The organism is Synechococcus sp. YX-04-1 (genome assembly GCF_030546365.1).
GTDB lineage: Bacteria > Cyanobacteriota > Cyanobacteriia > PCC-6307 > Cyanobiaceae > Parasynechococcus.
Genome location: NZ_JAUONZ010000002.1, coordinates 378,197 through 401,850, shown reverse-complemented (window position 1 = coordinate 401,850; position 23,654 = coordinate 378,197). Strand labels below are relative to the sequence as shown.

Here is a 23,654-nt window from a genome sequence, read left to right as displayed (position 1 = left end):
CTAGGTCGATGCAAAGACCTTACGCGCGGGTCTAGGGGTTCCGCGATTGGGTAGGCCGGAATCGCTAAGAACTGTTGCCAAGTCAGGGGCATGACTGCTGCCACCGAAACGTTCCGGCTGCGTCACCGGGTCGTGAATGAAGTGGCGTTGTCGAATGCTGAACCGGTCCCAGGCATTCACTTCGATTGGCAGAACGTGGATCAGCGTCTCGATCAGCCATGGCCAGAGAGGAATGCCAGGGGTTCGGGCCACACCACGCCATCGGCAGAGCGTTTTCACGGTGTCGTTCACCGAGATCGCTGGTTGCCCCATCACCACTCGGCGCAGGGCGCCTTGCCCGGGTTCACGGTTCGGTTCATGGGGGCGTGTGGCCAACAGACCACAGATGCGGGCGATGTCTTCGGCATGGATGAAGTGGAAGCTCGCATCCACCCGAAGCCAACGGGCCAGCCAGAGCCAACGGCTGGCTTCAGCCAAACCCTCGGTGAGGTAACTGGTGGGGAAGGGGCTGGTGCCGTCAACCCGTCCGCCGAATACCAAGGTGGGAAACACCGCGACGATTTTGCTGGCCAGGGGGTGCTGCTCAAGATCCCTGAGGCAGCGAGCCTTGGTTTGGATGTATTCCGTGCCGTAGGCCAGCGCTTCAGGCAGGGGGCGCAGGTGCCGATCGAGCACGCTGGCCGTTGAGAAATAAATGATCTGCTCCAGCTTGCTGGGATCCAGAAGAGCCAGCATCCGTTTCACCGCCACCACATTCACCTGCTCGGCCCGCTCGGGGTCACCCCAGGCAGTGGCGGTGTGAATTACCCGGTTCACCGATGCCAGCTCCTGGGCAAAACGGTCGGTGTCCCGCAGGTCCCCCACCAAAAGGCGGATACGAGGATGGTCTGCTGGAACAGCGGTGAGTTTGGCGGGGTCCCTCAGCCAGAGCAGCAGCTCCGCATCGGAGTGGTCCAGCAGCCATCGGGAGATGTACTGACCGACGCATCCACTGGCGCCGGTCACCAGGATGCGGGTCAAACGACAGCCCCGAGACGGTCCATCACGCTCTTGCCGGACCGGAAGAAGGCTTCACCGTTCTCTTCCGGAGTACCCGGAAGGATTCCGTGGCCGAGGTTGAGGATGTGCTTCCGGCCGCGGGCCTTGCGCACGCAGTCATCGATGCGGGCCTCAATCGCCTCCGGGGTGCCGAACAGAAGGCCGGGATCCACATTGCCCTGAACACCGATGTGCTCCGGCAGACGTGCCAGGGCTTCAGCCATGTCCACGGTCCAATCCAGAGAAATGATGTCAACACCAGTGTTGGCCATCCGCTCGATCACGCCGGCACTGCCGGAGATATAGAGGATGAAGGGGGTGTCGGGGTGCGTCTGCTTGACCAGATCCACCACCTTTTTCTGATAGGGCGCAGCGAAGGTGTCGTAGTCCGCCGGGCTTAGTTGACCAGCCCAGGAATCAAACATTTGCACCACCTGGGCGCCGGAATCAATCTGATAACGCAGGTAATTGGCGATCGACTCTGCAAAGTGGTCGAGCAGCTTGTGCAGGATCTCGGGTTCGCGGAAGGCCATGGCCTTGATCACCGCGTAGTTCTTGCTGCTCTTGCCCTCCACCACGTAGGCAGCCAGGGTCCAGGGGGCACCAACGAATCCGAGGACAGCTGCTTCGTTGCCAACGCTTTGTCGGAGACGACCCAGCACCTCACCCACAAAAGGCATTGATTCGGCTGGGTTCAGCGGGCGCAGAGCATCCACCTGGGCCATGCTCCGGATTGGATCGCCGATCTGGGGGCCTTTGCTCTCGATGATGTCGAATTCAATTCCCATCCCCGGCAGGGGCGTGAGGATGTCCGAGAACAGGATCACGCCATCGGGCTTGAAGGCGTGAAACGGCTGCATGGAGATCTCATAGGAGAGATCGGGGTTTTCGGAACGCTCACGGAAGCTGGGGTACTTGTCCCGTAGATCCCGGTAGATCTTCATGTAGCGACCGGCTTGGCGCATCATCCACACCGGAGGACGCTCCACCGATTCACCTCGCGCAGCACGCAGGAGCAGGGGTAAAGAGTCGCTCATCAAGCCCGGTCAGGTCAGCCGAAAACCTACCCGAATCCAGGCCTTGGCTAGAGCTTTACCCCCTCTTTGTCATCACGTTCGTCACACGATGTTGTCCGGAACGCTGCTGCTCAGGCTGCGTTTCGGGTCGTGCTTGAACACCATCAGGCTCAGCGGCGGCAGGCAGAGGTCCAGGGAGTTCTCGTAGCCGTGGATGCCCCACTCGTCTGTTGGTTTGCCGCCCATGTTGCCGAGGTTGCTTCCGCCGTACTTGGCTGCATCGGAGTTGAAGATCTCCTCGTAGAAGCCGGAGAGGGGAACGCCCACGCGGTAGTGGGAGTGGCTTTGGGGCGTGAAGTTCGCCACCACCACCAGCCAGGTGCCGCTGGCACTCTCCCGACGCATGAAGCTGATCACGGAGTGGCGGTTGTCGTTGCAATCGATCCACTGGAAGCCGAACTGATCGAAGTCGTCCCGCCAGAGGGCCGGTTCTGCCTTGTAGAGAACGTTGAGATCATCCACCAACCGCTGGATGCCCTTGTGGGGCTCGTAGTTGAGCAGATCCCACTCCAGATCCCCCCAAACATTCCATTCAGCGCGCTGGCCGAACTCCATCCCCATGAAGATCGTCTTCTTGCCGGGGTGCGTCCACATGTAGGCCAGCAACGCCCTGGTGTTGGCGTACTTCTGCCAGTCATCTCCCGGCATTTTGTGCAGGAGATGGCTTTTGCCGTGCACCACTTCATCGTGGCTCAGCGCAAGCATGAAGTTCTCGGTGTAGGTGTACCAGATCGAGAAGGTGATGTTGTTCTGGTGGAACTGGCGGAACCACGGGTCCAGCTCGAAGTAATCGAGCATGTCGTGCATCCAACCCATGTTCCATTTGAGGTTGAACCCGAGACCGCCGCTATCCGTGGGCTGCGTCACCATCGGCCAGGTTGTTGATTCCTCTGCGATGGAGAGGGCGCCTGGGAAGTGCTGGAACAGCACGTGGTTGGCCTGCTGAAGGAAACGCACAGCTTCGGTGTTCTCCCGACCGCCGTTCTCGTTGGGGAGCCATTCCCCATCGGGGCGCAGGTAGTCGCGGTAGAGCATCGAGGCCACGGCATCCACGCGGATGCCATCGATGTGGAACTGCTCGAACCAGAAGATGAGGTTGGCAACAAGGAAGTTACGAACCTCGTTACGGCTGTAATTGAAGATCAGCGTTCCCCATTCCTTGTGTTCCCCGATCCGGGGATCACTGTGTTCATAGAGGTGTTCGCCATCAAAGAAGGCCAAGCCATGGGCATCCTTCGGAAAATGGCCCGGAACCCAGTCGATGATCACACCGATGCCTTCGGCGTGGCAGCGATCCACAAACGCTCGGAATTCGTCAGGCGTTCCATAGCGGCTGGTGGGTGCATACCAACCCGTTACTTGATAGCCCCAGGAGCCATCGAAGGGGTGTTCGGTGATCGGCATCACCTCGATGTGGGTGAATCCCCTTTCCTTCACATAAGGAATCAGGCGATCGGCGAGCTCTGCGTAGGTGAGCAGCCGAGCGCCAGGCTTCATCTCCGCCGCGGGTACGGGCGGGCGAGGGGTGCCGTCGGGTTGTATCCAGGGCTCTTCTGCTGAGGCGTGAATCCAGCTGCCCAGGTGCATTTCATACACCGAGATCGGTTGATCGAGCGCGTTGCTGCTGTCGCGCTTCTGCATCCAGCCCTGATCGGACCACTGAAATCCGCCCAGACGAGCCACAACGGAGCTGTTGTCCGGGCGAACCTCGTGCTGGAAGCCGTAAGGATCAGCCTTTTGGTAGCAGTGGCCGTCTTGGGTACGGATTTCGTACTTGTAGAGATGTCCCTCCTCGAGTCCGGGAATGAACAGTTCCCAGATCCCCCCAACACGCTGCTGCATGGGGTGGTGACGTCCGTCCCAGGAGTTCAGATCTCCGATGACGGAGACGCTCAGAGCATTGGGAGCCCAAAGGCAGAACATCACACCAGTGATGCCTTCACGCTCGGTGAGGTGGGCACCCATCTTTTGCCAGATGTGGTGATGGTTGCCCTCAGCAAACAGGTGGCGATCCATTTCGCCCATCCATTCACCACGGAAGGCCCAGGGATCGTTCTGTTCGTGCACGATCCCGCCGCGTTCAACCCTGACCCTGTAGGTGCAGCCAGGATCTCTGTTGAGCTGTGCCTCGAACACCCAGGGGTGGTTCGGGGTGGTCATGGCGATCTCTTCGCCAGCCTGAAGAAGGGTGATCGTTTGGGCTTCCGGCATCCACATCCGCACGGTCCAACCCTGCTCTGAGGGTTGAGGACCAAGCACCGCAAACGGGTGGTCATGGCGACAATTCGCCAACCGTTCGCCGTCCTGCACCATCCAGTCGAGGACTGCGGCGACACCCATGGGAGATCTGAGAATTGGGCGCGATGTTAAGCCTGTTTTACGAAACAGATCCGTTGATGATCAGACGAAGTCTCGGGAAATGTCGACGTTGATGATCCGACCGCTTTCGTCAAAGATCACAAACAGGTTGGTTGTGGCCTTGCCGAAGGCAACTGCCACCAGCACGAGCTGCTGATCGCCGCCTTGATGGGCGATCACGGCGTCTTTGACCTTGCGGAACCCGCCTGACACCTGGCTGAGCTTGGTCCATTTGCGCTCCAGGTCGCCCGGGGCCAGCTCTTCCTGCAGCTGCAGGGACATCTTGGATCGCGCTGCAACCCAGCGTCCTGCCGCTAGGTCGCGGGTGAAGTCGAGGGCTGTTGTCTCGATCGGTTGGATCTGTTTGGTCCACTTCCAGGCGAGCAGCTTGCCGTCCTCATCCAGCACCATCAGCATCCCTTCATCACCGGATGCAGTGGTCACCACAGCGTCAACGGTTGTCGTGTTGTAGCCAGGGATCACGCTGACGACGCGGGTTGCATTAATGGCCACGCGTTGGTCCAGGCGTGCCTGGACGCTCTTCACATCAACACTGGCCTGAACCGGGGCGGCGAGAGCGTCATGCATGACGTCTCCTTGGCGGTTTTTGAGCGCCTCCAGCAGCAGTTCAGCCGCCGCTGTCGCTTGCGCAGGACTGAGTTCGGTTCTGGTGAGTTGCTCCGCTGCTGCGGGACTGATCAACCCCATGGGAGCTGACAGAGCGATGGCCAGCAGGGCAGCGGAGAGCTTCAAACCACAAACGATCAGTCGAGCTTCAGTCTGCCGGAATCAAAGGGGTTCAGCTGCAGGGTGGAGTCAGTAAGTTCCAGTGTCAGCGTCACCACACGATGCTCTGGGCTTGGTGCTCCGCAGGGCACGGCGTCGTGGCCAGGGTTGACGCCAATGGCGGGCCAAGCTGCTGCGGCAACGGAGATCCGCAGTCGATCGCCTTTGGCCAGGGTCGCGTGCAGCGGCTGGAGGGTCACGGTGCGTCTGGCCGGCTGCAACGCCTCCTCTCCTCGAACCCGCACGATTCCCGTGCTCAGTTGTTCAACGCTGTTGGCGTCCGCAGGCAGGCGCGACAGGCTGATACACAGATCAAATCCGGGCTGGTCCGCCTCGGCGTTCAGCAGCAGCAACGGTTGACCCGACAGAAGAAGCTCGTCAACCAGGGGTGCAGAGGTGAAAGTCGCGACGTCGCTGCGTTGATCGACGGCCATGCGGTCCGCGGGGCCAGGGGTTATCCCAAGGTGTCCACCGATGGCTGGGACCGGTCGCCAGGGGTCATGCACGATGACCACGCTTCCCTCTCCTTCCCCATCCGCCACGAGGGCACCCTCGCTCGGATCGATGCAGGCCAGTCCATGGCTCCTCAGACCCCATGACGCCGGCCCGCTGGTGCCGGGTGTGGGGATCGCGTCCCACTGATGCTGTGTGATGTTCCAGAGCTGGTGGTTGGGCTTCGGCTCCTGCAGGGGGCGCTTCTGCAGATGCTGTTGGAAAAACTGCAGCATCAGCTGTTGGGTTTCCGGCCACCACTCCAGGTGAGTGGCCGGCCCAATGTGAAGGGATGGCTGGCCGCCGGCGACCTGGCTGCGATGCCAGAGGTCCAAAAGACCCACCAAATGCGGATCCCACCATCCACCGATCAACAGCATCGGCCGTTGAAGCCAGCTCTCCGGGGGGCGATGAACCATCCACTGCTGATCGTTGTTGGGGTCGCTTTGTAACCAGCGCAAGGCCATGCCATCGGGGTCATGGCGTCGCAGCAGTGAAAGCCCGTCCCGCAGATAGTGGTTCTCCTCCAGGCTGCGGCGGATCTCCAGCCAAGCCGTTGCATCTCCGCGTCGCTGGGCCTGGAGGGCGGCGAGCTGGAGCCCCCAGCCAAGGCCCAGGTGCCACCAGTGGGCACCGCCCTCACAACTCCAGTGGCGTCGTTCGTCCAACCCGGTCATTGCTGGGGCGGTGCAATCCGGTGGTGGGGCTGACTCAGCGGCAGTGAGCTGGGTCAGTCCCTGATACGAAAACCCGTAGACCCCCAAGCGACCATTGCATTCCGGCAGCTGCCGCACCCAAGCGTGGGTAGCGCTGGTGTCGGCTGTTTCCTGACCAAACCCTCCGAAGCTGCCTTCCGACTCCCCTTGTCCCCGTACGTCTTGAACGACCACCAGGAATCCATGGGAGGCCCACCAGCTGGGGTGGGCGTAGGTGACGGTTGAGGCGATGCGGTTTCCGTAGGGCTGCCGCATCAGCAGGGCAGGCCAGGGACCTTCACGATTGGGATGCCAAAGCCGTGACTGCAGCACGACGCCATCGGACAGGGTGAGTGCCGCAGGGCGGCAGGCAATTCCGCTTGTCTCAGCGGACATCGTCGCAATGCATCCCCACCGTGTAGGTCATGAGAATTTCTGCATCCTGAAAACTCAGGTTCTCACTGGCAGCGACCTGGTTGATGTACGCCTTGGAGAACGGCGACCGGCCGTTGGCGTTCATCTGCCGGAACGTGCGGCACATTGCCTTCGCCTTTTCAGGATTGCGCTTGACGCTGTTGAGCAAATCCGAGTCAGCGGCAATCACGAGCAAAGGTGACCCGAGCAGGGCCAGTGCGACCAGAGCCGTGCGTAGGAGTTTCAAGCTCATACACGGTTCATACGCAGGATTGGATGCCAAGGCAGGGCTGCTGGGGTCAGTTCCCCAGTTGCCTGGCGCGTCGGATCCAATCGCCGGCCACCTGCAGATCCACCACGACAGGCCGTTTGGTTCCAAGGCTGCGCTCCAGCCGCCCGGTCTGGCGGACGAGACGTTCGGGGGTGCATGCCGCCAGAGCAGCGGGTGTGGCAATGCCCGCATGCATCAGCAGCGCGGCGTCCTGGGGAGGCAAATCCAAACTGCAGACCAAGTTGGCCATGCCCCTCAGCCGTTTCAGGTTTCGGGCCGAAGCCTGGCCACTGCGAGCGAGTTGGCTTAGCTGCACATCTGTTAAGTCACAGATGCTGGACCAGCGGTTGATGCCGGCCCGATCCAGTTCCTGTTTTTCCCTGCGAAACGACTGGGGGAGCTCCTTAATCGCGTCGTTGAAGTCCGGCATCAACGCAAGGTCTTGCTGACCTCGCCCAGGATGACGGGGCGTCCAAGCCCATCGCCCTCCGCCTGGATGCCCCGCAACCGCACCAGCACAGTGCTGCTGGACCGACCGGAGCCGCGCAGGTTGCCCTCCAATTGCTCCAGGGTGGCTTGAACTGTGGTTGGGGCCAGGTCGGCGGGAACCTGCGCCACTACGAGGTCGTTGCCGTTGTCGAACACGATCGGTGCACGTACCGCACCCTCCACCACTACTGGCGGTGTGTAGCTCACGCCGAACGCCCAGCAACTCACGGCCAGCAGCAGGGTGAAGCTGCTCACACCGACCAGCCGAAACCGAATGCCCCAATTGGTCAGGAAGGCAACGGCTGTCAGCGCTCCGAGCCCAAGTCCAGACCAACCAAGCCAAGGAGCGGCAGTAAGCAGCAGCTGATCGAAGGACATTGGGTCTGGTGGACTGAAAACAGTCTCCTTATATTGCGCGAGATTCCGGGGTGACCGCCGCGTCTGATGGGGAAAACGCGGCGCAGGACCTTGTTGGTTGCTGGAAGTTTCGTTCTGATCGGGGGTGGAGCCGCAGGCTTCATCGCCCTTGACCGTGCTGCGGAACGCGTCCTGAGCCGCGTGCGCCCTGGTTTGGAGCGCACGCTTTCGGGTCCTCTGGGCCACAAAGTGGACATTGGTCCCTACGAGGGACTTCGCCCCTTGGGCTTGGGGATCGCCATTGGGCCGAGTCGGATCTTGCCGTCGGCGGCGGATCGCTCAGAGCTGAGCCTGGCGGGGCTGGAGGTCAGCCTTGCTCCCCTGGCGAGTCTTCGGCGTCTGCAGCCGGTTCTGCAGATCACACTGCACAAGCTGCGCGGCCAGTTGCAGGCCAATGAGGCTGGTCGTTACTGGACCTTTGGTGAGCTGAGCGGCGACGGCGCCCTGCCGCGACTTGGAGTGCAGTACCGGTTGGCCGACCCCGCCAAGCTTCGTTTCGGTCCACAGCAGCAGACCCTTGAACTTCGCAGCCGGGGCGCGGTTCGGCTCGGGGAAGCCTTTTTCAGCACCGCATCGGAACTTCGCTGGGTCGGCGCTGAAGGGGCGCTGCGGCTGGACGGACAAGGCCATTGGGATCGCCCGAGCTTCAGGCTGCGAACTCGGATGGATCGACTCAACCTGAACCCGTTGGGAGCCGTCATCGCCCCCGCTCAGGATCTGGACGCCTCAGGGACGTTGGAGGGAGATGTTCAGATCGGCTGGGCCGATGGCTCTTTGAACTGCCGAGGTGGGCTCAGCCTCAATCGTCTCAAGCTTGCTTCGCTGAACAGCCATCGCCTCAGCGTCGCTTGCAAGGGCGATCGACTGACGCTGGAGCCCTCCACACTGCGTTTCGCAGCCTTTGAGGCTCGGGCCTCAGGCTCCGTTGCCTTGAACAAGAGTTTTGATCTCCGCGCTGACGTGCGCAGCACAGATCTCAGCCCCGCAAGCAAAGACCGTTTGAAGCTCAGGATCCAGGGCCCCTGGGAGGAGCCCCAGTGGAGTGCCGATGGACAGATCAAATTGCCTGAGGCCACGGGGCTCAACAAGGCCCTGACGCTGGAGGCTCAGGGGCGCATCCCCTGGTTGCAAGTGCAGCAACCGTCTGTTGCCGTGGACAGCCTCCGCCTCAGTGCCCCGGGACTGAACTTCGGGCTGGTCGGAACGATCGGATCCAAGCTGGATCTGCGCAGTTCAGAGTTGCAGATCGATCCCCGCTTCTGGTCTGCGGTGCCGACCTTGCAGGCTGGATTGGGCCAAGCCGCTCCGATCCTTGGAGCCGTCGACGTCAGTGGTGCGTTGGCCTCACCGGAGCTGAGCCTGAAGCTTGGCCAGGCGGCCAACCCTCTGCTGGACCAATGGTCGTTGCAGACCCGATGGTCCACGGAGGATTCCGCCCTCGTGCTGGATCGCTTCACCAGTCCGGTGTTGCGGGCCGAAGCGCGCCTGCCTTTGCAGCTGGCGCAGGGGCGGCTTCAAGTCGGTGAACTTCAGAGCGGCTTTGAACTCAAACCTCTCAACCTGAGCCGCTTCACCCCCTTGATTGGTACGCCGTTGGGGGGTCAGGTGGCGGCGCGGGGTCGCGTGAACGGTTTGCTGTCGGCACTGCAGCCCGATATCAGCCTGATGCTGGATCAACCCCGCGTCGGGGCATTGCAGGTTCCCGAGCGCTGGCAAGGCAGCCTCAACGGCGAACTCGGTCGCGGTGCTCGCCTGGCGATGGCGGCCCAGCATCCCGCTGTGCCTGGCACGCTCGTGGCTGAGCTCGATGCCGATGCTTGGCCCAAGACCGTGCGCTTGCGCCGGGGTGAGGGGCAGTTGCGCTTGGACGGACTGGCTCCGGCTGGGGATCAACGCCGCTACCGGTGGCGTGCAGCGGGCTTCAACATCGATGGTCTGCGTTTCATCCTTCCGCCGGTCACCCAGCCCAAAGCGGTGGCAGGTCAGCTCACGGGTGCCGGGAGTCTTGCCATGGCCCCCCTTGCGATCCGGGGGGCTGCCGCAATTGCTGACCCCTCGATGGCGGGGGTTGCCATGCAGAGCCTCGAGGTGGAGGGCTCCTTGAGCGATGGACGTTTTAAAGCCGATGCAGCGCTCACGCCCTTGCAGGGCAGCATCCGGCTGAAGGCCCGTGGCCATCTGGGTGGGCGGATGCACAGCTCAATCAAGGCCGAAGGCCTGGATGTGACCTGGCTGACGCTGCTGGCCCGTCAGTTGAGAGGGAGCGACCCCCATCCGGGTCTGGCCCCCGGGCGTGCTGAGGACCTCGGAACCCTGTTCATCAACACCTTCGGCGGCTCGCTTGATGGTCAGTTGCGAGCACTGGCGCAATCGCGCCGGGCTCTCGAGGCCTATGCCCTGACCAATCCCCGCAAGGGCCCAGATCTGGATCGCCTGGAAGGGCGGGTCAATCTGTCTGGAACGATCGAGGGGCCCAATTCAAAACGTCTGAAAGCCGATCTGATCGCCAAGGCGCATCTATGGATTGAGGGTGATGACCAGGCCAAAGCACTTCAGCTTGAACCGGTGGTTGCCACGCTTCGCGGCCCGCTGCTCGGAGGATCCGGTGACCTTTCCCTGCTGCAGGTTCCGATCTCGCTGCTGGCGTTGTTGGCTCCTGTACCGCCGCAGCTCCGCGGCAGCGTTGGCATCCGCGGCCGCTACGACCTCAGCGGAGCGGCGCCTCTGCTGGTTTCCGATCTGGTGTTCGATTCCGCCAGCCTGGCGGGCCAGCCCCTGCAGTTGGAGCAGCGATCACTCGTTGTTGATCGTGAGTTGATTCGACTGGATCTGTCCTTGAAGGGAGGCGAGAGCAAAGAAGCCGTCAATGTGTCTGGCACGGTTCCCTTTGATCCCGAAGCCGATCTGAATCTGAGGCTGGACAGCCATGGGGATGCCCTTGGCGTGTTGACGCTCCTCGCCGGGGATTCGTTCACCGTTAAGCAGGGGAGCACCAATCTGCGGCTGCTGCTGCGCGGGCCTTTGAACCAACCCCAAGCCAATGGCTTTGTGGTGGTTAGCAATGGAGATCTCAGCATCGGTGAACAGGAGCTGAGCCGGATCAATGCCTTGATCCTGTTCGATTTCGATCGCGTCTTGGTTCAACGACTGGAGGCCGAAGTGGGCCGCGGCGGATCGCTGCGCGGTTCAGGAACCCTTGGCTTGTTCACCCCCCAGAGCGGCGCTTCACCGCTCACCTTGCAACTCAGCAAGGGTCAGATTCTTCAGCCGATCGTGCAGTTCCAGGCCGATGGCGAACTGCAGGTTTCTGGTGCCTTGGTGCAACCCGTTCTCTCTGGAAATCTGGCCCTGTCGCGAGGAACGCTTCGGCCTCAGTCCGGATTCTTCGGACGGCTGCGGCAGCGCGGACTTCAAACCCTGGTTTCCACCGGTGTTGAGGGCCCCTCAAAGGAGGTACAGCCCGGTTCCGAATCGGTGATGCAACTCCTGGCGGAGAAGTGGGACTTCCAGGAACCTCTGGTCCTGATGGGCCCCAACCGATCCATCCAAGGTCCGGATCAGCTGCAACGGTTCATGCCGAGACTGCCGGCCATCCGCTTTAAAAATCTTCGACTGGCCCTGGGCCCTGATATCGAGGTGCTGATGCCCCCTTGGATCAGCTTCAAAGGGGGAGGCACCGTCACGTTGAACGGCCCCTTGGATCCCTCTCTGGAGGCGCGAGGCTTGATCCGGCTCAAGTCCGGCAGGATCTGGATCCCTCCCCTTGCTCCACTGCGTTTGGATCCGCAGGCGGCGAATGCAGCGGTGTTCACTCCCTCGCTGGGTCTGGTGCCCTACGTGGATATCGCCATGCAAGCCAGGGTCTCCGATACCGTCAGCGCGGGCACCAGCGATCAGATCACCAGTGCCAACCTATTTGCTTCCAATGGCACGGGCAGCGCTTATGCCGAGGGTGGTCAGCTCCGCTTGGTGAAGGTCATGGTCCAGGCCACGGGGCCGGCCAACCGTCTGGTTGACAAAGAAAATCTTGTTCTACGCAGCACACCGCCGATGAGCGAGCAGCAGCTGTTGGGTCTGATCGGTGGTAATTCCCTGGCCTCTTTGGGCGGAAACGGTGGTGCTGCTTTGGCCACGATGCTGAGTCAGTCGCTGCTCTCACCGGTGCTGGGCACCTTGACCGATGCCATGGGGCAGCGCCTCCAGGTGGCGATTTTCCCGACCTACGTCAACCCCGATGTGAAATCAGAGAAGGAGCGCACCTCCGGCCAGATTTCGCCAACACTCACAGTGGTAACGGAGTTCGGTGTGGCGTTGACCGACAAGTTCGACCTCTCTGTTCTGATGGCACCGAACACAACCGATGTCCCTCCGCAGGCCACGGTCTCCTATCGGCTGACGCCGACCACGTCTGTGTCTGCGGCCATGGATGCCAATGGCACCTGGCAGAGCCAGTTGCAGGTGTTCTTCCGGTTCTAAGGGATGCCTGACGCGCAGGTGATTGGGGTGGATCTCGGGGGCACGGCGATCAAGCTGGCTCGGATTCGTGCTGACGGCACGGTGCTAGCGGAGGCGCAAGTGCCCACGCCTCAGCCCGCAGTGCCTGGCGCCGTGACGATGGCCCTCTGTGAAGCCATTGAACAGATTGACCCGGAGCATGCGGCTGAGGCGGTCGGCATCGGACTCCCTGGTCCGATGGATGTGGCGGCCCGGGTGGCCCGGGTATGCATCAACCTGCCTGGCTGGGAGGACGTGCCGCTGGCGGATTGGCTGGAGTCCAGGCTCAATCGTCGGGTCACCCTTGCCAATGACGGCAACTGTGCGGTGGTCGGAGAGGCCTGGCTCGGTGCTGCCCGTGGTGTTGATGATGTGGTGCTGCTGACCCTCGGAACCGGTGTGGGGGGGGGAGTGCTTTTGAGAGGTGAGCTATTTACTGGCCACAACGGTGCTGCAGCGGAACCCGGTCTGATTGGGGTGCAGCCCGATGGTCCGGCCTGCAACAGCGGCAACCGTGGCTCACTGGAGCAGTTCGCCAGCATCACGGGGTTGCGGCGGTTGTGTGATCGCGATCCCCGCGAGCTCAGTGCAGAGGCTGATGCAGGTGATACGGCGGCTCTGGAGGTTTGGAGCCGTTACGGCGAGCGCCTCGGCTGTGGTGTTGCTTCGCTGGTGTACGTGTTCACACCGCAGTTGGTTCTGTTGGGTGGCGGACTGGCGGGTGCCGCCCGCCACTTTTTGCCATCGGTGCGTCGAGAGGTGGAGTCTCGGGTTCAGGCCGTCTCACGGGAGGGGTTGCGGATCGAGGCCGCCTGCCTCGGCAATGGTGCTGGATGCCTGGGGGCAGCGCGGCTCGCTCTGCAGCGGCTGAACGGGATGATGGCTCCAGATTGATTGCGTTGATGTCCAGCGTTCCAGAGCCCTCCGCCGCGCTGTTGCAGCGTGCCGCGGCTGTCCGCCGTGCTGCTGTTGATCTTGGGCAGACCGATGACGGCCAACGGGCCCTGGCGCTCCAGGCGATGGCGGACGCGCTGACCGACCGCGCATCAACCATCCTCGCGGCCAACCGTGAAGACCTCGAACGCTCTGCGGCCGATGGGCTGTCGCCGGCTCTGATGGCTCGGCTGAAGCTGGATGACACCAAGTTGGCCGCGGCGATTGATGGCGTTCGCAAGGTGGCCAGCCTCAGTGATCCGCTGGGCTGTCGTCAGTTGCACCGGGAGCTGGACCAGGGCTTGGTGCTGGAACGGGTCTCCGTGCCGCTTGGGGTGGTGGGTGTGATCTTTGAAGCCAGGCCTGATGCTGTGATGCAGATCGCCTCGCTGGCGATCCGTTCGGGCAACGGTGCTCTGTTGAAAGGGGGCAGTGAGGCCCGCTGCACCAATGAGGCTGTGATGGACGCCCTACAGGCAGGCCTGGCGGCCAGTCCGGTGTCTGCCGATGCCCTGGCGCTGCTTACAACACGACAGGAAAGCCTGGCGTTGTTGCGTCTCGATGGGCTCGTGGATCTGATCATCCCCAGGGGAAGCAACGAGCTGGTGCGCTTCATCCAGGACAACACCCGCATTCCTGTGCTGGGCCATGCCGATGGGGTGTGCCATCTCTACGTGGATGCTGCGGCCGACATCGATAAAGCCGTTCGGGTGGCGGTGGACAGCAAGAGCCAGTACCCCGCCGCCTGCAACGCCATCGAGACCTTGCTGGTGCACCGCTCCATTGCCCAGCCTTTCCTTACCGCTGCGCTGCCGGCATTCGCCGCTGCCGGGGTGCAGCTGCGGGGTGATGCCGCGAGCGTCGCCCTCGGCGTGGCAGAAGCTGCCACCGAGGAGGACTGGAGCACGGAGTATTTGGATCTGATCCTGGCGGTGAAGCTGGTGGACGATCTCGAGGCAGCCACCGATCACATCCGTTCCTATGGCTCACGTCACACCGAAGTGATCCTGACGGAGGATGCCCAGGCGGCTGATCGTTTTCTTGCGGCGGTGGATAGCGCCGGGGTTTATCACAACTGTTCCAGCCGCTTCGCCGATGGGTTCCGTTATGGATTCGGCGCTGAGGTGGGCATCAGCACCCAGACCCTGCCTCCCCGGGGACCCGTTGGCCTTGAGGGGCTGGTGACCTACCGCTATCGGTTGCGCGGCGAGGGGCACATCGCTGCCGACTATGCCAACGGCAGCCGCGTTTTCACCCATATCGATCGGCCGCTCTGATGGATTGCATCGGTCTGCGGGAGCTGCGGTTGTGGGCCCATGTCGGGGTGTTGGAACACGAACGCCGGGATGGCCAATGGTTCAACCTTGATTTCAGTGTTCAGCTTGATTTGAAGGCTGCTGCCGTGGCCGACGACCTGAGCCAGAGCCTCGACTACAGCGTGGCGATTCAGGCCCTGCAAGGGTTGTCCCAGCAGGTTCGTTGCCTAACGATCGAGCACTTCAGCGAGCAGATGTTGGATCGGCTGGAAACCCTCTACGGGCCCATGCCGATGTGGTTGCGGTTGACCAAATGTGCTGCACCGGTTCCGGGATTTAACGGTCGGGTGTTTGTGGAACGCTCGCGCCATGGCGGTAAATCAGCCCTGTGAACATCCCTTTGGTGTTGGTGCATGGTCTCTGGGACTCGCCCCGTCTCTTTCACCGATTGATTCAGGGGTTGGACCAGCCTGATCTACCGTTGCTGGCGCCACACCTGCCCCATGGTCTGGGTTGGGTTCCCCTGCGGCAGTTGGCCTCGCGGCTGGATGAGCACATTCAGCGGCGCTTCGGTGCAGAAACCAGGGTCGATCTTCTGGGTTTTTCGATGGGGGGCGTGATCGGCAGAATCTGGCTGCAGGAGCTGGGGGGGGCGCAGCGCACCCGGCGCTTCTTCAGCGTGGGAAGCCCGCAGCAGGGCACCTTGGCTGCTCAGATGATTCCCCGTCCGCTACTGGCCGGTGCGGCCGACATGAAAGTGGGCAGTCACCTGCTGCGGGACCTGAATCGCCAATCCGATGCCCTGGCTGGGGTCGACTGCTCCAGTTTCTTTTGCCGCTGGGATCTGATGGTCTGCCCCGGCTGGAGGGCTGTTCTGCCGCTGGGCCGGTGTGAGGAAATCCCCGTCTGGACCCATCAGCAGCTGATCAGCCACCCTGCCGCGATTCGACGGCTCAGCAGCAGCTTGCGCGCCTGAGCTCAGGCCGCGGCCACCAGGCCGGAATGGCGAATCAGTGCTTCGGTGCTGGCCGGACGGCCTCGGAAGGCTTCAAACACTTCTGCTGGGGAGCGACTGCCACCGAGGCTGAGCACGGTGTCGCGGAAGCGGGCTCCCGTTTCGCGAACCTGATCCTCCTGATCCAGACCCACCTCCTCAAAAGCGGAGAAGGCATCGGCACTGAGCACCTCAGCCCATTTGTAGGAGTAGTACCCAGCGGAGTAGCCCCCCGCGAAGATGTGGCCGAAGGCGCAGAGGAACTGATCCTCTGGGATGGGAGCCATCACCGTGGTGGTGGTGGCAATCTCACGGCGCAGTTCGTCTGGGGTAACGCCAAGTTCCGGGGTCCACTGGCTGTGGAGGCGAAGATCACTCAGAGCAAAGTGAACCTGCCGCAGGGTGGCCAGGCCTGCGTTGAAGGTGCGGCTGTTGCGCAGCTTGTTGAATTCCTCCTCGGGCAGGGGTTCACCGGTCTGCCAGTGGCGCGCCATGCCCATCAAGGTGGCGTGATCAAGGCACCAGTTCTCCATGAACTGGCTGGGGAGTTCCACGGCATCCCATTCCACGTTGCTGATGCCGGCTGCTTCCGGTTCCTCAACGGTGGTGAGCATGTGTTGGAGCCCATGGCCGAATTCATGGAAGAGGGTCTCCACTTCCTCGAAGCTCATCAGGCTGGGCGTTTCACCCACAGGTGGGGTCTGGTTGCAGACCAGGTAAGCCACCGGCAGCACGACAGATCCATCGGGTTTCTTGCTGAGGCCTAAGCATTCATCCATCCAAGCTCCACCGCGCTTGCTGGCGGGGCGGCTGAAGGGGTCGAGGTAAAAGCCGGCGATCGGTGTGCCATCGGAGCGCTTCACCCGGAAGAAGCGCACATCGTCGTTCCAGGTTGGTGCCTCGCCGTCGGCGGCGACGATCTCGACCTCGAACAGCCGTGAACACAGGCTGAACAGGCCTTCGAGCACCTGCGGCAGCGGGAACCAGGGGCGCAGCGCTTCTTGGTCCAGGTCATACCGGGATTGACGCAACTTCTCCGACCAGTAAGCGATATCCCAGGGAGCTAGCTCATCAGCTTCAGGGGCCTTGTGCTCCCTGGCGATGGCTTGGAGATCCCGCAACTCTTGCTCAGCTGCTGGGTATGCCGCAGCACGAAGTTCGTCCAGCAGTGCTTCCACGGCTGGAACATCGTCAGCCATCTTGGCGCTGAGGCTGAGGTCAGCCCAATGGGCATAGCCCAGGCGGGAAGCTTGTTCGCGCCTCAGGGTCAGGATCTCCTCGATCAGTGCCCGGTTATCGAGTTCTCCTTCACTGGCCCGCCCCACATGGGCGCGATAGGCCTTTTCTCTCAGGGATCGGTTGTTGGCATGGGTGAGGAAGGGCAGATAGCGGGGCATGTCCAGTCCCAGCAGCCAGGGGCCTGACTCCGCAGACGCATCAGCGTCCCCTGCTTCGCGCGCTGCTGCGGCCAACGCCTCCAAAGCCCGCTGCGGCAGGCCTTCCACGTCGCTGGTTTGGCTGAGCTTCAGGGTCCACTGCTGCGTGGCATCGAGCACGTGGTTGCCGAACTGGGTCGAGAGAGCGGCCAGGCGTTCACTGGTGCTGTTGAAGGCTTCCTTCTCGTCGCCACTGAGGCCAACACCGCGCTGCTGCATCGAGAGCAGCTCTGATTTCAGAATCCGCTCTTGGGTTGGATTGAGTGGTTCGGCGGGATCGCTTTGAAGGGCCATCAAGGCCCGATGAAGAATCTGGCTTTGGCCAAGGCGGTTGCTCAGGCGCACAACATCGGGTTGCTGGGCGGCATGGGCATCGCGCAGTTCAGCGGAATTGCAAACGCCATTGAGGTGTGACACCACACCCCAGCTCCAACGCAGCCGTTCGCCGATGGCCTGCAGCGGTTGCATCACCCCATCCCAGGACAGCTTCGATGGTCCTGCAAGGGCTTTATCCAGAGCCTGCTCCAGCGCGCTGAAGTCCTGATCCAGCTGTGCGAGCAGAACCGGGATGTCTGTACTGACGAGCTCTGGGGAAATGGCACGGAACTCGGGAAGCCCTTGGCCGCGCAGAAGGGGGGAAACAGTCGACATCTCAGCTGGCAATGAACTGCAGGGCAAGAGCGTTGGTGGAGGCCTCGTAAAGGTCCATGGCAATGCGGGGCCAGATGCCGATCACAAGGGTTGGCACCAGAAGGCTGAGGCCAATCACCAGTTCCCTGGGCCGCATGTCAGCAACGCTGGCCAGGGCAGGAATCCTGGGGCCGAAGAACACCCGGCGGCACATGGAGAGGAGATAGATCGGTGTGAGCACCAGACCGATGGCGGCCATCAGCACGGTGATCGAGCGGAACACCGAGGTGAAGGCTTCCTGGCTGGTGATGCCAAGGAACACGGTGATTTCACTGATGAAGCCACTCATGCCAGGCAGCGCCAGTGACGCCAGGGAGCTGGCCAGGAAGAAGGCAAAGGTGATCGGCAGGGCCTTGGCCAGTCCGCCCATGTTGGGGATCGAGAGGGTCTTGGTTCGCTCGTAGAACACACCCGTTACGAAGAACATTGCTGCAGCGATCAGACCATGGCTCACCATCTGGAGCATGGCTCCGCTGATTCCCAGGGCATCAACGGCACCGATACCGACCAGGACAAAGCCCATGTGGCTGACGGAACTGCAGGCGATCCTGCGTTTGACGTTGTCTTGGGCGAAGGCGTTGAGGGCGCCATAAACGATGTTCACGATCCCAAGGATCACCAGTGCCGGCGCCAAGGTGGCGTGCGCTTCCGGCAACATCTGCACGTTGAAGCGCAGCAGTGCGTAGCCGCCCATTTTCAGGAGTACCCCGGCCAGCAGCATCGATACCGGCGCGTTCGCCTCGCCGTGGGCATCGGGCAGCCAGGTGTGGAGCGGGAACATCGGCAGTTTCACGCCGAAGCCAATCAGGAAGCCCACGTAACACAACAAGCCAAAGCTGCCGCCGGGGGAGCGAGATGCAAGTTCGGTGAGGTTGAAGGTGAAGGTGTCACCAGAAAGAGCCAGCGCCAGGCCGCTGATCAGGATCAGCAAAGAGGCCAGGGCTGTGTAGAGGATGAATTTGGTCGCGGCGTACTGGCGGTTTTGTCCGCCCCAGATGGCGATCAGTAGGTAGACGGGAACAAGTTCCAGCTCCCATGCCAGGAAGAACAGCAGGAAATCCTGCGAGAGAAAGACCAGGCCCTGGGCCGAGGCCTGAACCAGCATCAGGGCGAAGTACAGCCGTGATTTGCGCTGCACCGACCAACTGGCAGCCACAGACAGAAAAGTGACCAGCCCGCTGAGCACCACAAGAGGTGCTGAAAGACCATCAACACCAAGGGACCATTCGAGGCCGAGTGCTGGGAGCCAGCTCACCCGCTCCACCAGCTGGAGCCCTTCAGTGCTGGGGTCGAAGCGGGTGGCCAACACCCCCATCATCAACAGGAGATCGACCAGCAGGACGACCAGGGTGATGATTTTCGGGGCGGGTGATGGATTTTCTTCGCTGCTCGGAACCAGTGGCAACACCAACGCTGCTGCCGCCGGCAACAGCACAATCAATGACAACCAGGGGAAGGGACTGCCCGAGACAGCAAGCTCTGCTAACCCAGCATCCATTCCATGTCCGCAATCTTTAACAAAGCTAACAGGGCTGAATGCCCTGTTTAGGTGGATCTACTCATCCTCGGCCGGTTGCCAGTGGCTGCCTGACGTCTGCAAATTCAGCACCGGTGCGCGGCTGGCGACTCCTGCCGCTTCCCAGGCTTTGACCATGGCGCGACTGACGGCTGGGCCCTTGTCTTCCTCACAAAGAGCCAGGACGCTTGGTCCGGCTCCGCTGATGGCGCAGCCCCAGGCTCCCGCGTCCATGGCCGCCTGTTTGACCTCGTCACCGCCTTTGATCAGCCGCCAGCGGTAAGGCTCGTGCAAACGATCGTGCATGCCGTCGGAGATCAGATCACCATTTCCGGTGCGCAGCCCCTGCAGCAGAAGCGTCAAGGCACCCAGGTTGACCACAGCATCGCCAACGGGAATGGCCTTGGGCATGGCCCGGCGGGCTTCGCTGGTGCTCAGGCGAATCGATGGAATCGCCACGACGGCCTTCACGCTTGGCGCCCATTCGCAACGCACCACGCGCCAGCGCTGAGAGGCGGCCTTTGCGGTCATGCAGAGGCCCCCCAGAAGGGAGGGAACAACATTGTCGGGGTGCCCTTCGATGTCGATGGCCAGCTCGAGCAGCTTCTCCTTGGAGAGGGGCTCACCGACGAGGGCATTGGCTCCCATTAATCCCGCCACGATGGCCGTGGCACTGCTGCCCAGCCCCCGTGCCGGCGGCACGGCAAGACGCACCCGTGCCTCAAGGGCAACGGGTTCCAGGCCAGCCGCTTTCCACACCCGTTGGGCCGCGCGGTAGACGAGGTTTTCTGGACCACCGCGGAGGTGGCTCCCCTCTGATCCCTCAATAATCAGCTCAAACCGTTCACCGCCCCCTTCGATCCGCCGCATCGCGAATCGGTTGTTCAGGTCGAGGGCTGCACCCAGGCAGTCAAATCCGGGGCCGAGATTGGCGGTGGTTGCCGGGACGTCCACGACCACTTTCTGACCGATGCGCGGCTGCGCCATCGCTGATCCTCTTCTCAGGCCAGTGTCCCACCTGACTCTGCCAGCATCCTGGCGCGACAGGCTGCACTGAACAGTCCGGCATCGGGATCAATCACCGCTGTGACCTGCATCCCTTCGATCAGTTCGCGGAAGCGTCCCTTATCGCGCATCGCGTTGAGAAAGCTGGCGGATTGCAGTCCCTTCAATTGTTTTGATGCTGTGCCACCACCAACCCAGAGGCCTCCTGTGCAGAGTTCTTGAAGGGCTAGATCGCCTGCCGCTGCGCCATAGGCCTCCAGCCAAAGCTGTAAAGCGCGTTGCATTAATGGATCACCCCCTTCAGCCGCGACGCTCACCTGAGCAGGAAGATCGTTGGAACTGTTGCGCCGCCACGCCTCAGCCACGCTGCGTAGGGGGTGCATGGCGGCATCGGGTTTCTGAAGCAGCCAGTGGGCCACATGCCCAAGGCCGGTTCCACTCACGATGCGTTCAATCGACAGCCGGCTGACGCTGAGGTCTTGTTTGAGCCAGCAGGCCAGCTCCCATTCCGCTTCATTGCGCGGGGCAAATTCGCGGTGCCCTCCTTCGCTCGCCAGGGCCACCAGTCCCTGCTCGCTCTGCAGTCCTCGTGCCATACCGAGACCGGTGCCGGCACCAAGAATTGCCAGAGGGCCCGCGTCTTGGTGGCCGTTCTGAAGGATTACCTGCTGGTTGCCGTCGAAATGGGGCAGCCCGTAAATCAGAACGCCGAAATCATTCACCAGCTCGAGGCGTTCAGTACCTGCTGCCCTCGCCAGGTCGGCCTCCCGTAACCGCCAGGGAAGATTCGTGATCCGGGCCTCCTTATGACGCACCGGGCCGGCAACGGCGATGCAGGCATGCGCTGGAGCCGGGAGATCAGCTGGGCGATTGTTGAGGAAGGCCTCGAGCATCGGCTCAAGGGATGGCCATTCTCCCGAGCGGAAGCGTTCTTGATGAAGCAGGCGCATCTGACCCGACTCACTCCCATAGAGAGCGAGCAGGGTCTTGGTGCCTCCCATGTCCCCCGCCAGGAGTGTGGTGGTGGCCATCCATGGCCTCAGCATCTCCTAACAGCGTGGTTCGCTCAGGAGAAGAAGTCCAGAGGAAGCGGTCCCCAGGTGGTGCTTGGCGTGGTGTCGTCGTCGCCGTGGCCACTGATCAGAATTCCCTCGCCGAGGCCGTGCTCGATCCGAATGCGGATCGTGCCTCCCTTCTGATTGGCTTTCAGAAAAACAGGGCCCGGCTCCTCGGGGCTGTCGACGAGCTGGAGGGGCTCCCACTGTTGGCTTTGCTCGAGGCTGCGCAGCGCTGTGAGGGCCTGCTCCATGGACGGGGCCATGACGCCGATGGTGAACCAGCTGACGTTGGCCATCGCCTGATCGAGTTCTCCGCGCAGTTCGTTTCTGTTCTGGGGAAGCAGGTCCGGTGCTCCGCGCAGATGCGCGAGATCGGCAAGCTTCTGCACGGGGGAGTCCGTCATCGGTTCAGCTCCAGGCCTGCGGCGCGCTGGCTGTTAGCCATTTGAGCAGCACTGAGCAGGTCGGCCACCGATGTGACCCCGATGTCACCGTCTCGTCGGCTGCGCAGGCTTACGGCGTTCTGCTCAGCTTCCTTGGCACCGATGACCGCCAACACGGGGATCTTCATCTGTTCGCCGGTGCGGATCAACTTGCCCAGACGGTCGCCGCTGCGGTCGATGGTGGCGCGCACACCAGCTTGGGTGAGCTGGTTCAGCAACTGTTCCGCGTAGGGCTGCACCTCGTCGGTGACGGGCAACAGGCGCACCTGTTCCGGAGCCAGCCAGAAGGGGTAATCGCCGGCGTAGTTCTCGGTCATGATCCCGAAGAATCGCTCCAGCGAACCGAAGATGGCGCGGTGGATCATGATCGGCCGCTGCTTGCTGCCGTCGGCGGCGATGTAGTCGAGCTCAAACCGTTCCGGCAGGTTGAAGTCCAACTGGATGGTGGAGCACTGCCACATCCGGCCAATGGCATCTTCGATCTTGAGATCAATTTTCGGGCCGTAGAAGGCGCCGCCGCCCTCATCGATTTTGTAGGCCCAACCCTTGCGCTCCAGGGCTTCAATCAGTCCCTTGGTGGCCAGGTCCCAGACGGCGTCATCGCCGATGGACTTCTCAGGGCGGGTGGAGAGGTTTATCTCGTAGTTGCTGAAATCGAAGGCGGAGAGGATCCGCTCGGTGAGATCGAGGATTTTCAGGATCTCGTCGCTGATCTGCTCGGGCAGGCAGAACACGTGGGCATCGTCCTGGGTGAAGCCCCGGACCCGCATCAGACCGTGCATCACACCGGGGCGCTCGTAGCGATACACCGTTCCAAGCTCCGCCCAGCGGATTGGCAGTTCCCGGTAGCTGCGCAGTTTGCTGGCGTAGGTGAGCACATGGAACGGGCAGTTCATCGGCTTGAGCTGGTACTCCCGCTCGTCCACCTCCATCGGGCCGAACATGCTCTCGGCGTAGAAGTCGAGGTGGCCTGAGGTCTTCCAGAGGCTGATGTCCGCCACGTGGGGGGTGTAGAGGAGCTCGTATCCGCCCTCGAAGTGGGCCTGCCGCCAGAACTCTTCGATCAGAAGACGCATGCGGGCACCGCGGGGGTGCCAGAACACCAGGCCAGCCCCGGCCTCGTCCTCGATGGAGAACAGGTCGAGATCTTTGCCGATCCGGCGATGGTCGCGGCGGAGAGCTTCTTCCTTGCGATGTTTGTGCTCCGCCAGCTGTTCTGAGGTTTCCCAGGCCGTGCCGTAGATGCGTTGCAGCTGCGCTTTGGTCTCATCACCACGCCAGTAGGCGCCTGCCACGCTTTCCAGCTCGAAGGCCTTGGCGTTGAGTTGGCCGGTGTGATCCACGTGGGGGCCAGCACAGAGGTCCCACCAGTCCTCGCCAAGGGTGTAGAGGGTGATCGGCTCCTGCAGTCCTTCAAGGATCTCGAGTTTGTAGGGCTCGTTCTGGGCCTTGATTTTTGCTTCGGCCTCGCTGCGGCTCACCTCGACCCGCTCCAGGGGCAGCTTCTTGTTGATGATCTTGATCATCCCTTTCTTGATGGCCTTCAGGTCGGCCTCGGTGAAGGGATCGGGATTGTCGAAGTCGTAATAGAAACCGGCTTCGGTCCAGGGGCCGATGGTGACGCGTGCCTTGGGGAACAACTGCTGCACAGCCATGGCCATCACATGGCTCATCGAGTGGCGAATCTTGAGCAGTTGATCGCTTTCGCTGGTCTTGGGCAGAACCACTGGTGCTGAAGGGGCTGGGGTGGTTGCTGCAGCGCTGCTCACCGGTTCAGGTTCGGGGCCCGCCAT

The 23,654-nt window shown here is 62.1% G+C and carries 19 protein-coding genes; 5 read left to right on the top strand and 14 right to left on the bottom strand.

What is annotated here, in order from left to right; translation table 11 throughout:
* The 8 genes from Q3Y53_RS05730 to Q3Y53_RS05695 form a co-directional block, all read right to left on the bottom strand.
* The gene (locus tag Q3Y53_RS05730) at nucleotides 1-1,020 is read right to left on the bottom strand and encodes an NAD(P)-dependent oxidoreductase (RefSeq protein WP_303533895.1); all 1,020 of its coding nucleotides are present in this window, start codon (nucleotides 1,018-1,020) and stop codon (nucleotides 1-3) included.
* On the bottom strand, nucleotides 1,017-2,075 hold the full coding sequence (gene hemE, locus Q3Y53_RS05725; RefSeq protein ID WP_226425454.1) for a uroporphyrinogen decarboxylase: 1,059 nt from the start codon (nucleotides 2,073-2,075) through the stop codon (nucleotides 1,017-1,019). Before hemE ends, Q3Y53_RS05730 begins: the two co-directional genes overlap by 4 nt.
* Nucleotides 2,076-2,156: 81 nt before the next feature.
* Nucleotides 2,157-4,454, bottom strand: coding sequence for a 1,4-alpha-glucan branching protein GlgB (glgB, locus tag Q3Y53_RS05720; RefSeq protein WP_303533891.1), 2,298 nt, complete (start codon nucleotides 4,452-4,454; stop codon nucleotides 2,157-2,159).
* Nucleotides 4,455-4,514: 60 nt separating this feature from the next.
* Nucleotides 4,515-5,225, bottom strand: coding sequence for a DUF3887 domain-containing protein (locus Q3Y53_RS05715; RefSeq protein ID WP_303533888.1), 711 nt, complete (start codon nucleotides 5,223-5,225; stop codon nucleotides 4,515-4,517).
* Nucleotides 5,226-5,236: 11 nt separating this feature from the next.
* The gene (locus Q3Y53_RS05710; RefSeq protein ID WP_303533886.1) at nucleotides 5,237-6,841 is read right to left on the bottom strand and encodes a CocE/NonD family hydrolase; all 1,605 of its coding nucleotides are present in this window, start codon (nucleotides 6,839-6,841) and stop codon (nucleotides 5,237-5,239) included.
* Nucleotides 6,831-7,112, bottom strand: a complete 282-nt coding sequence (locus Q3Y53_RS05705) for a hypothetical protein (protein WP_303533884.1) — start codon at nucleotides 7,110-7,112, stop codon at nucleotides 6,831-6,833. Before Q3Y53_RS05705 ends, Q3Y53_RS05710 begins: the two co-directional genes overlap by 11 nt.
* A 46-nt stretch (nucleotides 7,113-7,158) precedes the next feature.
* On the bottom strand, nucleotides 7,159-7,560 hold the full coding sequence (locus Q3Y53_RS05700; protein ID WP_226425444.1) for a DUF4332 domain-containing protein: 402 nt from the start codon (nucleotides 7,558-7,560) through the stop codon (nucleotides 7,159-7,161).
* The gene (locus Q3Y53_RS05695) at nucleotides 7,560-7,997 is read right to left on the bottom strand and encodes a Ycf51 family protein (RefSeq protein ID WP_226425442.1); all 438 of its coding nucleotides are present in this window, start codon (nucleotides 7,995-7,997) and stop codon (nucleotides 7,560-7,562) included. Before Q3Y53_RS05695 ends, Q3Y53_RS05700 begins: the two co-directional genes overlap by 1 nt.
* 66 nt (nucleotides 7,998-8,063) lie before the next feature.
* Here Q3Y53_RS05695 and Q3Y53_RS05690 point away from each other — a divergent pair, with 66 nt between their 5' ends.
* Genes Q3Y53_RS05690 through Q3Y53_RS05670 form a run of 5 tightly spaced genes read left to right on the top strand, consistent with a single transcriptional unit; the run spans nucleotide 8,064 to nucleotide 15,695 of the window.
* Complete coding sequence (locus tag Q3Y53_RS05690) at nucleotides 8,064-12,512, top strand: translocation/assembly module TamB domain-containing protein (protein ID WP_303533877.1); 4,449 nt, start codon at nucleotides 8,064-8,066, stop codon at nucleotides 12,510-12,512.
* A gap of 3 nt (nucleotides 12,513-12,515) precedes the next feature.
* On the top strand, nucleotides 12,516-13,424 hold the full coding sequence (locus Q3Y53_RS05685) for an ROK family protein (RefSeq protein ID WP_303533874.1): 909 nt from the start codon (nucleotides 12,516-12,518) through the stop codon (nucleotides 13,422-13,424).
* Nucleotides 13,425-13,432: 8 nt separating this feature from the next.
* A complete protein-coding gene (locus Q3Y53_RS05680; RefSeq protein ID WP_303533871.1) occupies nucleotides 13,433-14,740 on the top strand; it encodes a glutamate-5-semialdehyde dehydrogenase in 1,308 nt (435 codons plus the stop codon).
* Nucleotides 14,740-15,111: a dihydroneopterin aldolase gene (locus Q3Y53_RS05675; protein WP_303533868.1), complete on the top strand. Its 372-nt coding sequence runs from the start codon at nucleotides 14,740-14,742 to the stop codon at nucleotides 15,109-15,111. The genes Q3Y53_RS05680 and Q3Y53_RS05675 overlap by 1 nt, the downstream gene beginning before the upstream one ends.
* Entirely contained in the window at nucleotides 15,108-15,695 is a 588-nt protein-coding gene (locus Q3Y53_RS05670; RefSeq protein WP_303533866.1) for a triacylglycerol lipase, read from the top strand. Before Q3Y53_RS05675 ends, Q3Y53_RS05670 begins: the two co-directional genes overlap by 4 nt.
* A 2-nt stretch (nucleotides 15,696-15,697) precedes the next feature.
* On the opposite strand, the gene Q3Y53_RS05665 is transcribed toward Q3Y53_RS05670, so the two are convergent.
* Genes Q3Y53_RS05665 through thrS form a run of 6 tightly spaced genes read right to left on the bottom strand, consistent with a single transcriptional unit; the run spans nucleotide 15,698 to nucleotide 23,654 of the window.
* Entirely contained in the window at nucleotides 15,698-17,800 is a 2,103-nt protein-coding gene (locus Q3Y53_RS05665) for a M3 family metallopeptidase (RefSeq protein ID WP_303533865.1), read from the bottom strand.
* Between the two features lies 1 nt (nucleotide 17,801).
* Nucleotides 17,802-19,337 carry an NAD(P)H-quinone oxidoreductase subunit 4 gene (locus tag Q3Y53_RS05660; RefSeq protein ID WP_303533861.1) on the bottom strand — a complete coding sequence of 512 codons (1,536 nt, stop codon included), beginning with the start codon at nucleotides 19,335-19,337 and terminating at the stop codon, nucleotides 17,802-17,804.
* Nucleotides 19,338-19,394: 57 nt separating this feature from the next.
* Nucleotides 19,395-20,342, bottom strand: a complete 948-nt coding sequence (gene thrB, locus Q3Y53_RS05655; RefSeq protein WP_226425426.1) for a homoserine kinase — start codon at nucleotides 20,340-20,342, stop codon at nucleotides 19,395-19,397.
* A 14-nt stretch (nucleotides 20,343-20,356) separates the two neighbouring features.
* Nucleotides 20,357-21,391: a glucokinase gene (gene glk, locus Q3Y53_RS05650; RefSeq protein WP_303533858.1), complete on the bottom strand. Its 1,035-nt coding sequence runs from the start codon at nucleotides 21,389-21,391 to the stop codon at nucleotides 20,357-20,359.
* A 35-nt stretch (nucleotides 21,392-21,426) separates the two neighbouring features.
* Entirely contained in the window at nucleotides 21,427-21,822 is a 396-nt protein-coding gene (locus Q3Y53_RS05645) for a DUF1824 family protein (RefSeq protein WP_303533855.1), read from the bottom strand.
* A complete protein-coding gene (gene thrS / locus Q3Y53_RS05640) occupies nucleotides 21,819-23,654 on the bottom strand; it encodes a threonine--tRNA ligase (protein WP_226425420.1) in 1,836 nt (611 codons plus the stop codon). The genes Q3Y53_RS05645 and thrS overlap by 4 nt, the downstream gene beginning before the upstream one ends.

Excerpts from the sequence above, each read along its gene's own strand:
- hemE (WP_226425454.1), bottom strand. The coding sequence starts at position 2,075 with ATGAGCGACTCTTTACCCCTGCTCCTGCGTGCTGCGCGAGGTGAATCG.
- glgB (WP_303533891.1), bottom strand. The coding sequence starts at position 4,454 with ATGGGTGTCGCCGCAGTCCTCGACTGGATGGTGCAGGACGGCGAACGG.
- Q3Y53_RS05710 (WP_303533886.1), bottom strand. The coding sequence starts at position 6,841 with ATGTCCGCTGAGACAAGCGGAATTGCCTGCCGCCCTGCGGCACTCACC.
- Q3Y53_RS05705 (WP_303533884.1), bottom strand. The coding sequence starts at position 7,112 with ATGAGCTTGAAACTCCTACGCACGGCTCTGGTCGCACTGGCCCTGCTC.
- Q3Y53_RS05700 (WP_226425444.1), bottom strand. The coding sequence starts at position 7,560 with ATGCCGGACTTCAACGACGCGATTAAGGAGCTCCCCCAGTCGTTTCGC.
- Q3Y53_RS05695 (WP_226425442.1), bottom strand. The coding sequence starts at position 7,997 with ATGTCCTTCGATCAGCTGCTGCTTACTGCCGCTCCTTGGCTTGGTTGG.
- Q3Y53_RS05690 (WP_303533877.1), top strand. The coding sequence starts at position 8,064 with ATGGGGAAAACGCGGCGCAGGACCTTGTTGGTTGCTGGAAGTTTCGTT.
- Q3Y53_RS05685 (WP_303533874.1), top strand. The coding sequence starts at position 12,516 with ATGCCTGACGCGCAGGTGATTGGGGTGGATCTCGGGGGCACGGCGATC.
- Q3Y53_RS05680 (WP_303533871.1), top strand. The coding sequence starts at position 13,433 with ATGTCCAGCGTTCCAGAGCCCTCCGCCGCGCTGTTGCAGCGTGCCGCG.
- Q3Y53_RS05675 (WP_303533868.1), top strand. The coding sequence starts at position 14,740 with ATGGATTGCATCGGTCTGCGGGAGCTGCGGTTGTGGGCCCATGTCGGG.
- Q3Y53_RS05665 (WP_303533865.1), bottom strand. The coding sequence starts at position 17,800 with ATGTCGACTGTTTCCCCCCTTCTGCGCGGCCAAGGGCTTCCCGAGTTC.
- Q3Y53_RS05660 (WP_303533861.1), bottom strand. The coding sequence starts at position 19,337 with ATGGATGCTGGGTTAGCAGAGCTTGCTGTCTCGGGCAGTCCCTTCCCC.
- thrB (WP_226425426.1), bottom strand. The coding sequence starts at position 20,342 with ATGGCGCAGCCGCGCATCGGTCAGAAAGTGGTCGTGGACGTCCCGGCA.
- glk (WP_303533858.1), bottom strand. The coding sequence starts at position 21,391 with ATGGCCACCACCACACTCCTGGCGGGGGACATGGGAGGCACCAAGACC.
- Q3Y53_RS05645 (WP_303533855.1), bottom strand. The coding sequence starts at position 21,822 with ATGACGGACTCCCCCGTGCAGAAGCTTGCCGATCTCGCGCATCTGCGC.
- thrS (WP_226425420.1), bottom strand. The coding sequence starts at position 23,654 with ATGGCGGGCCCCGAACCTGAACCGGTGAGCAGCGCTGCAGCAACCACC.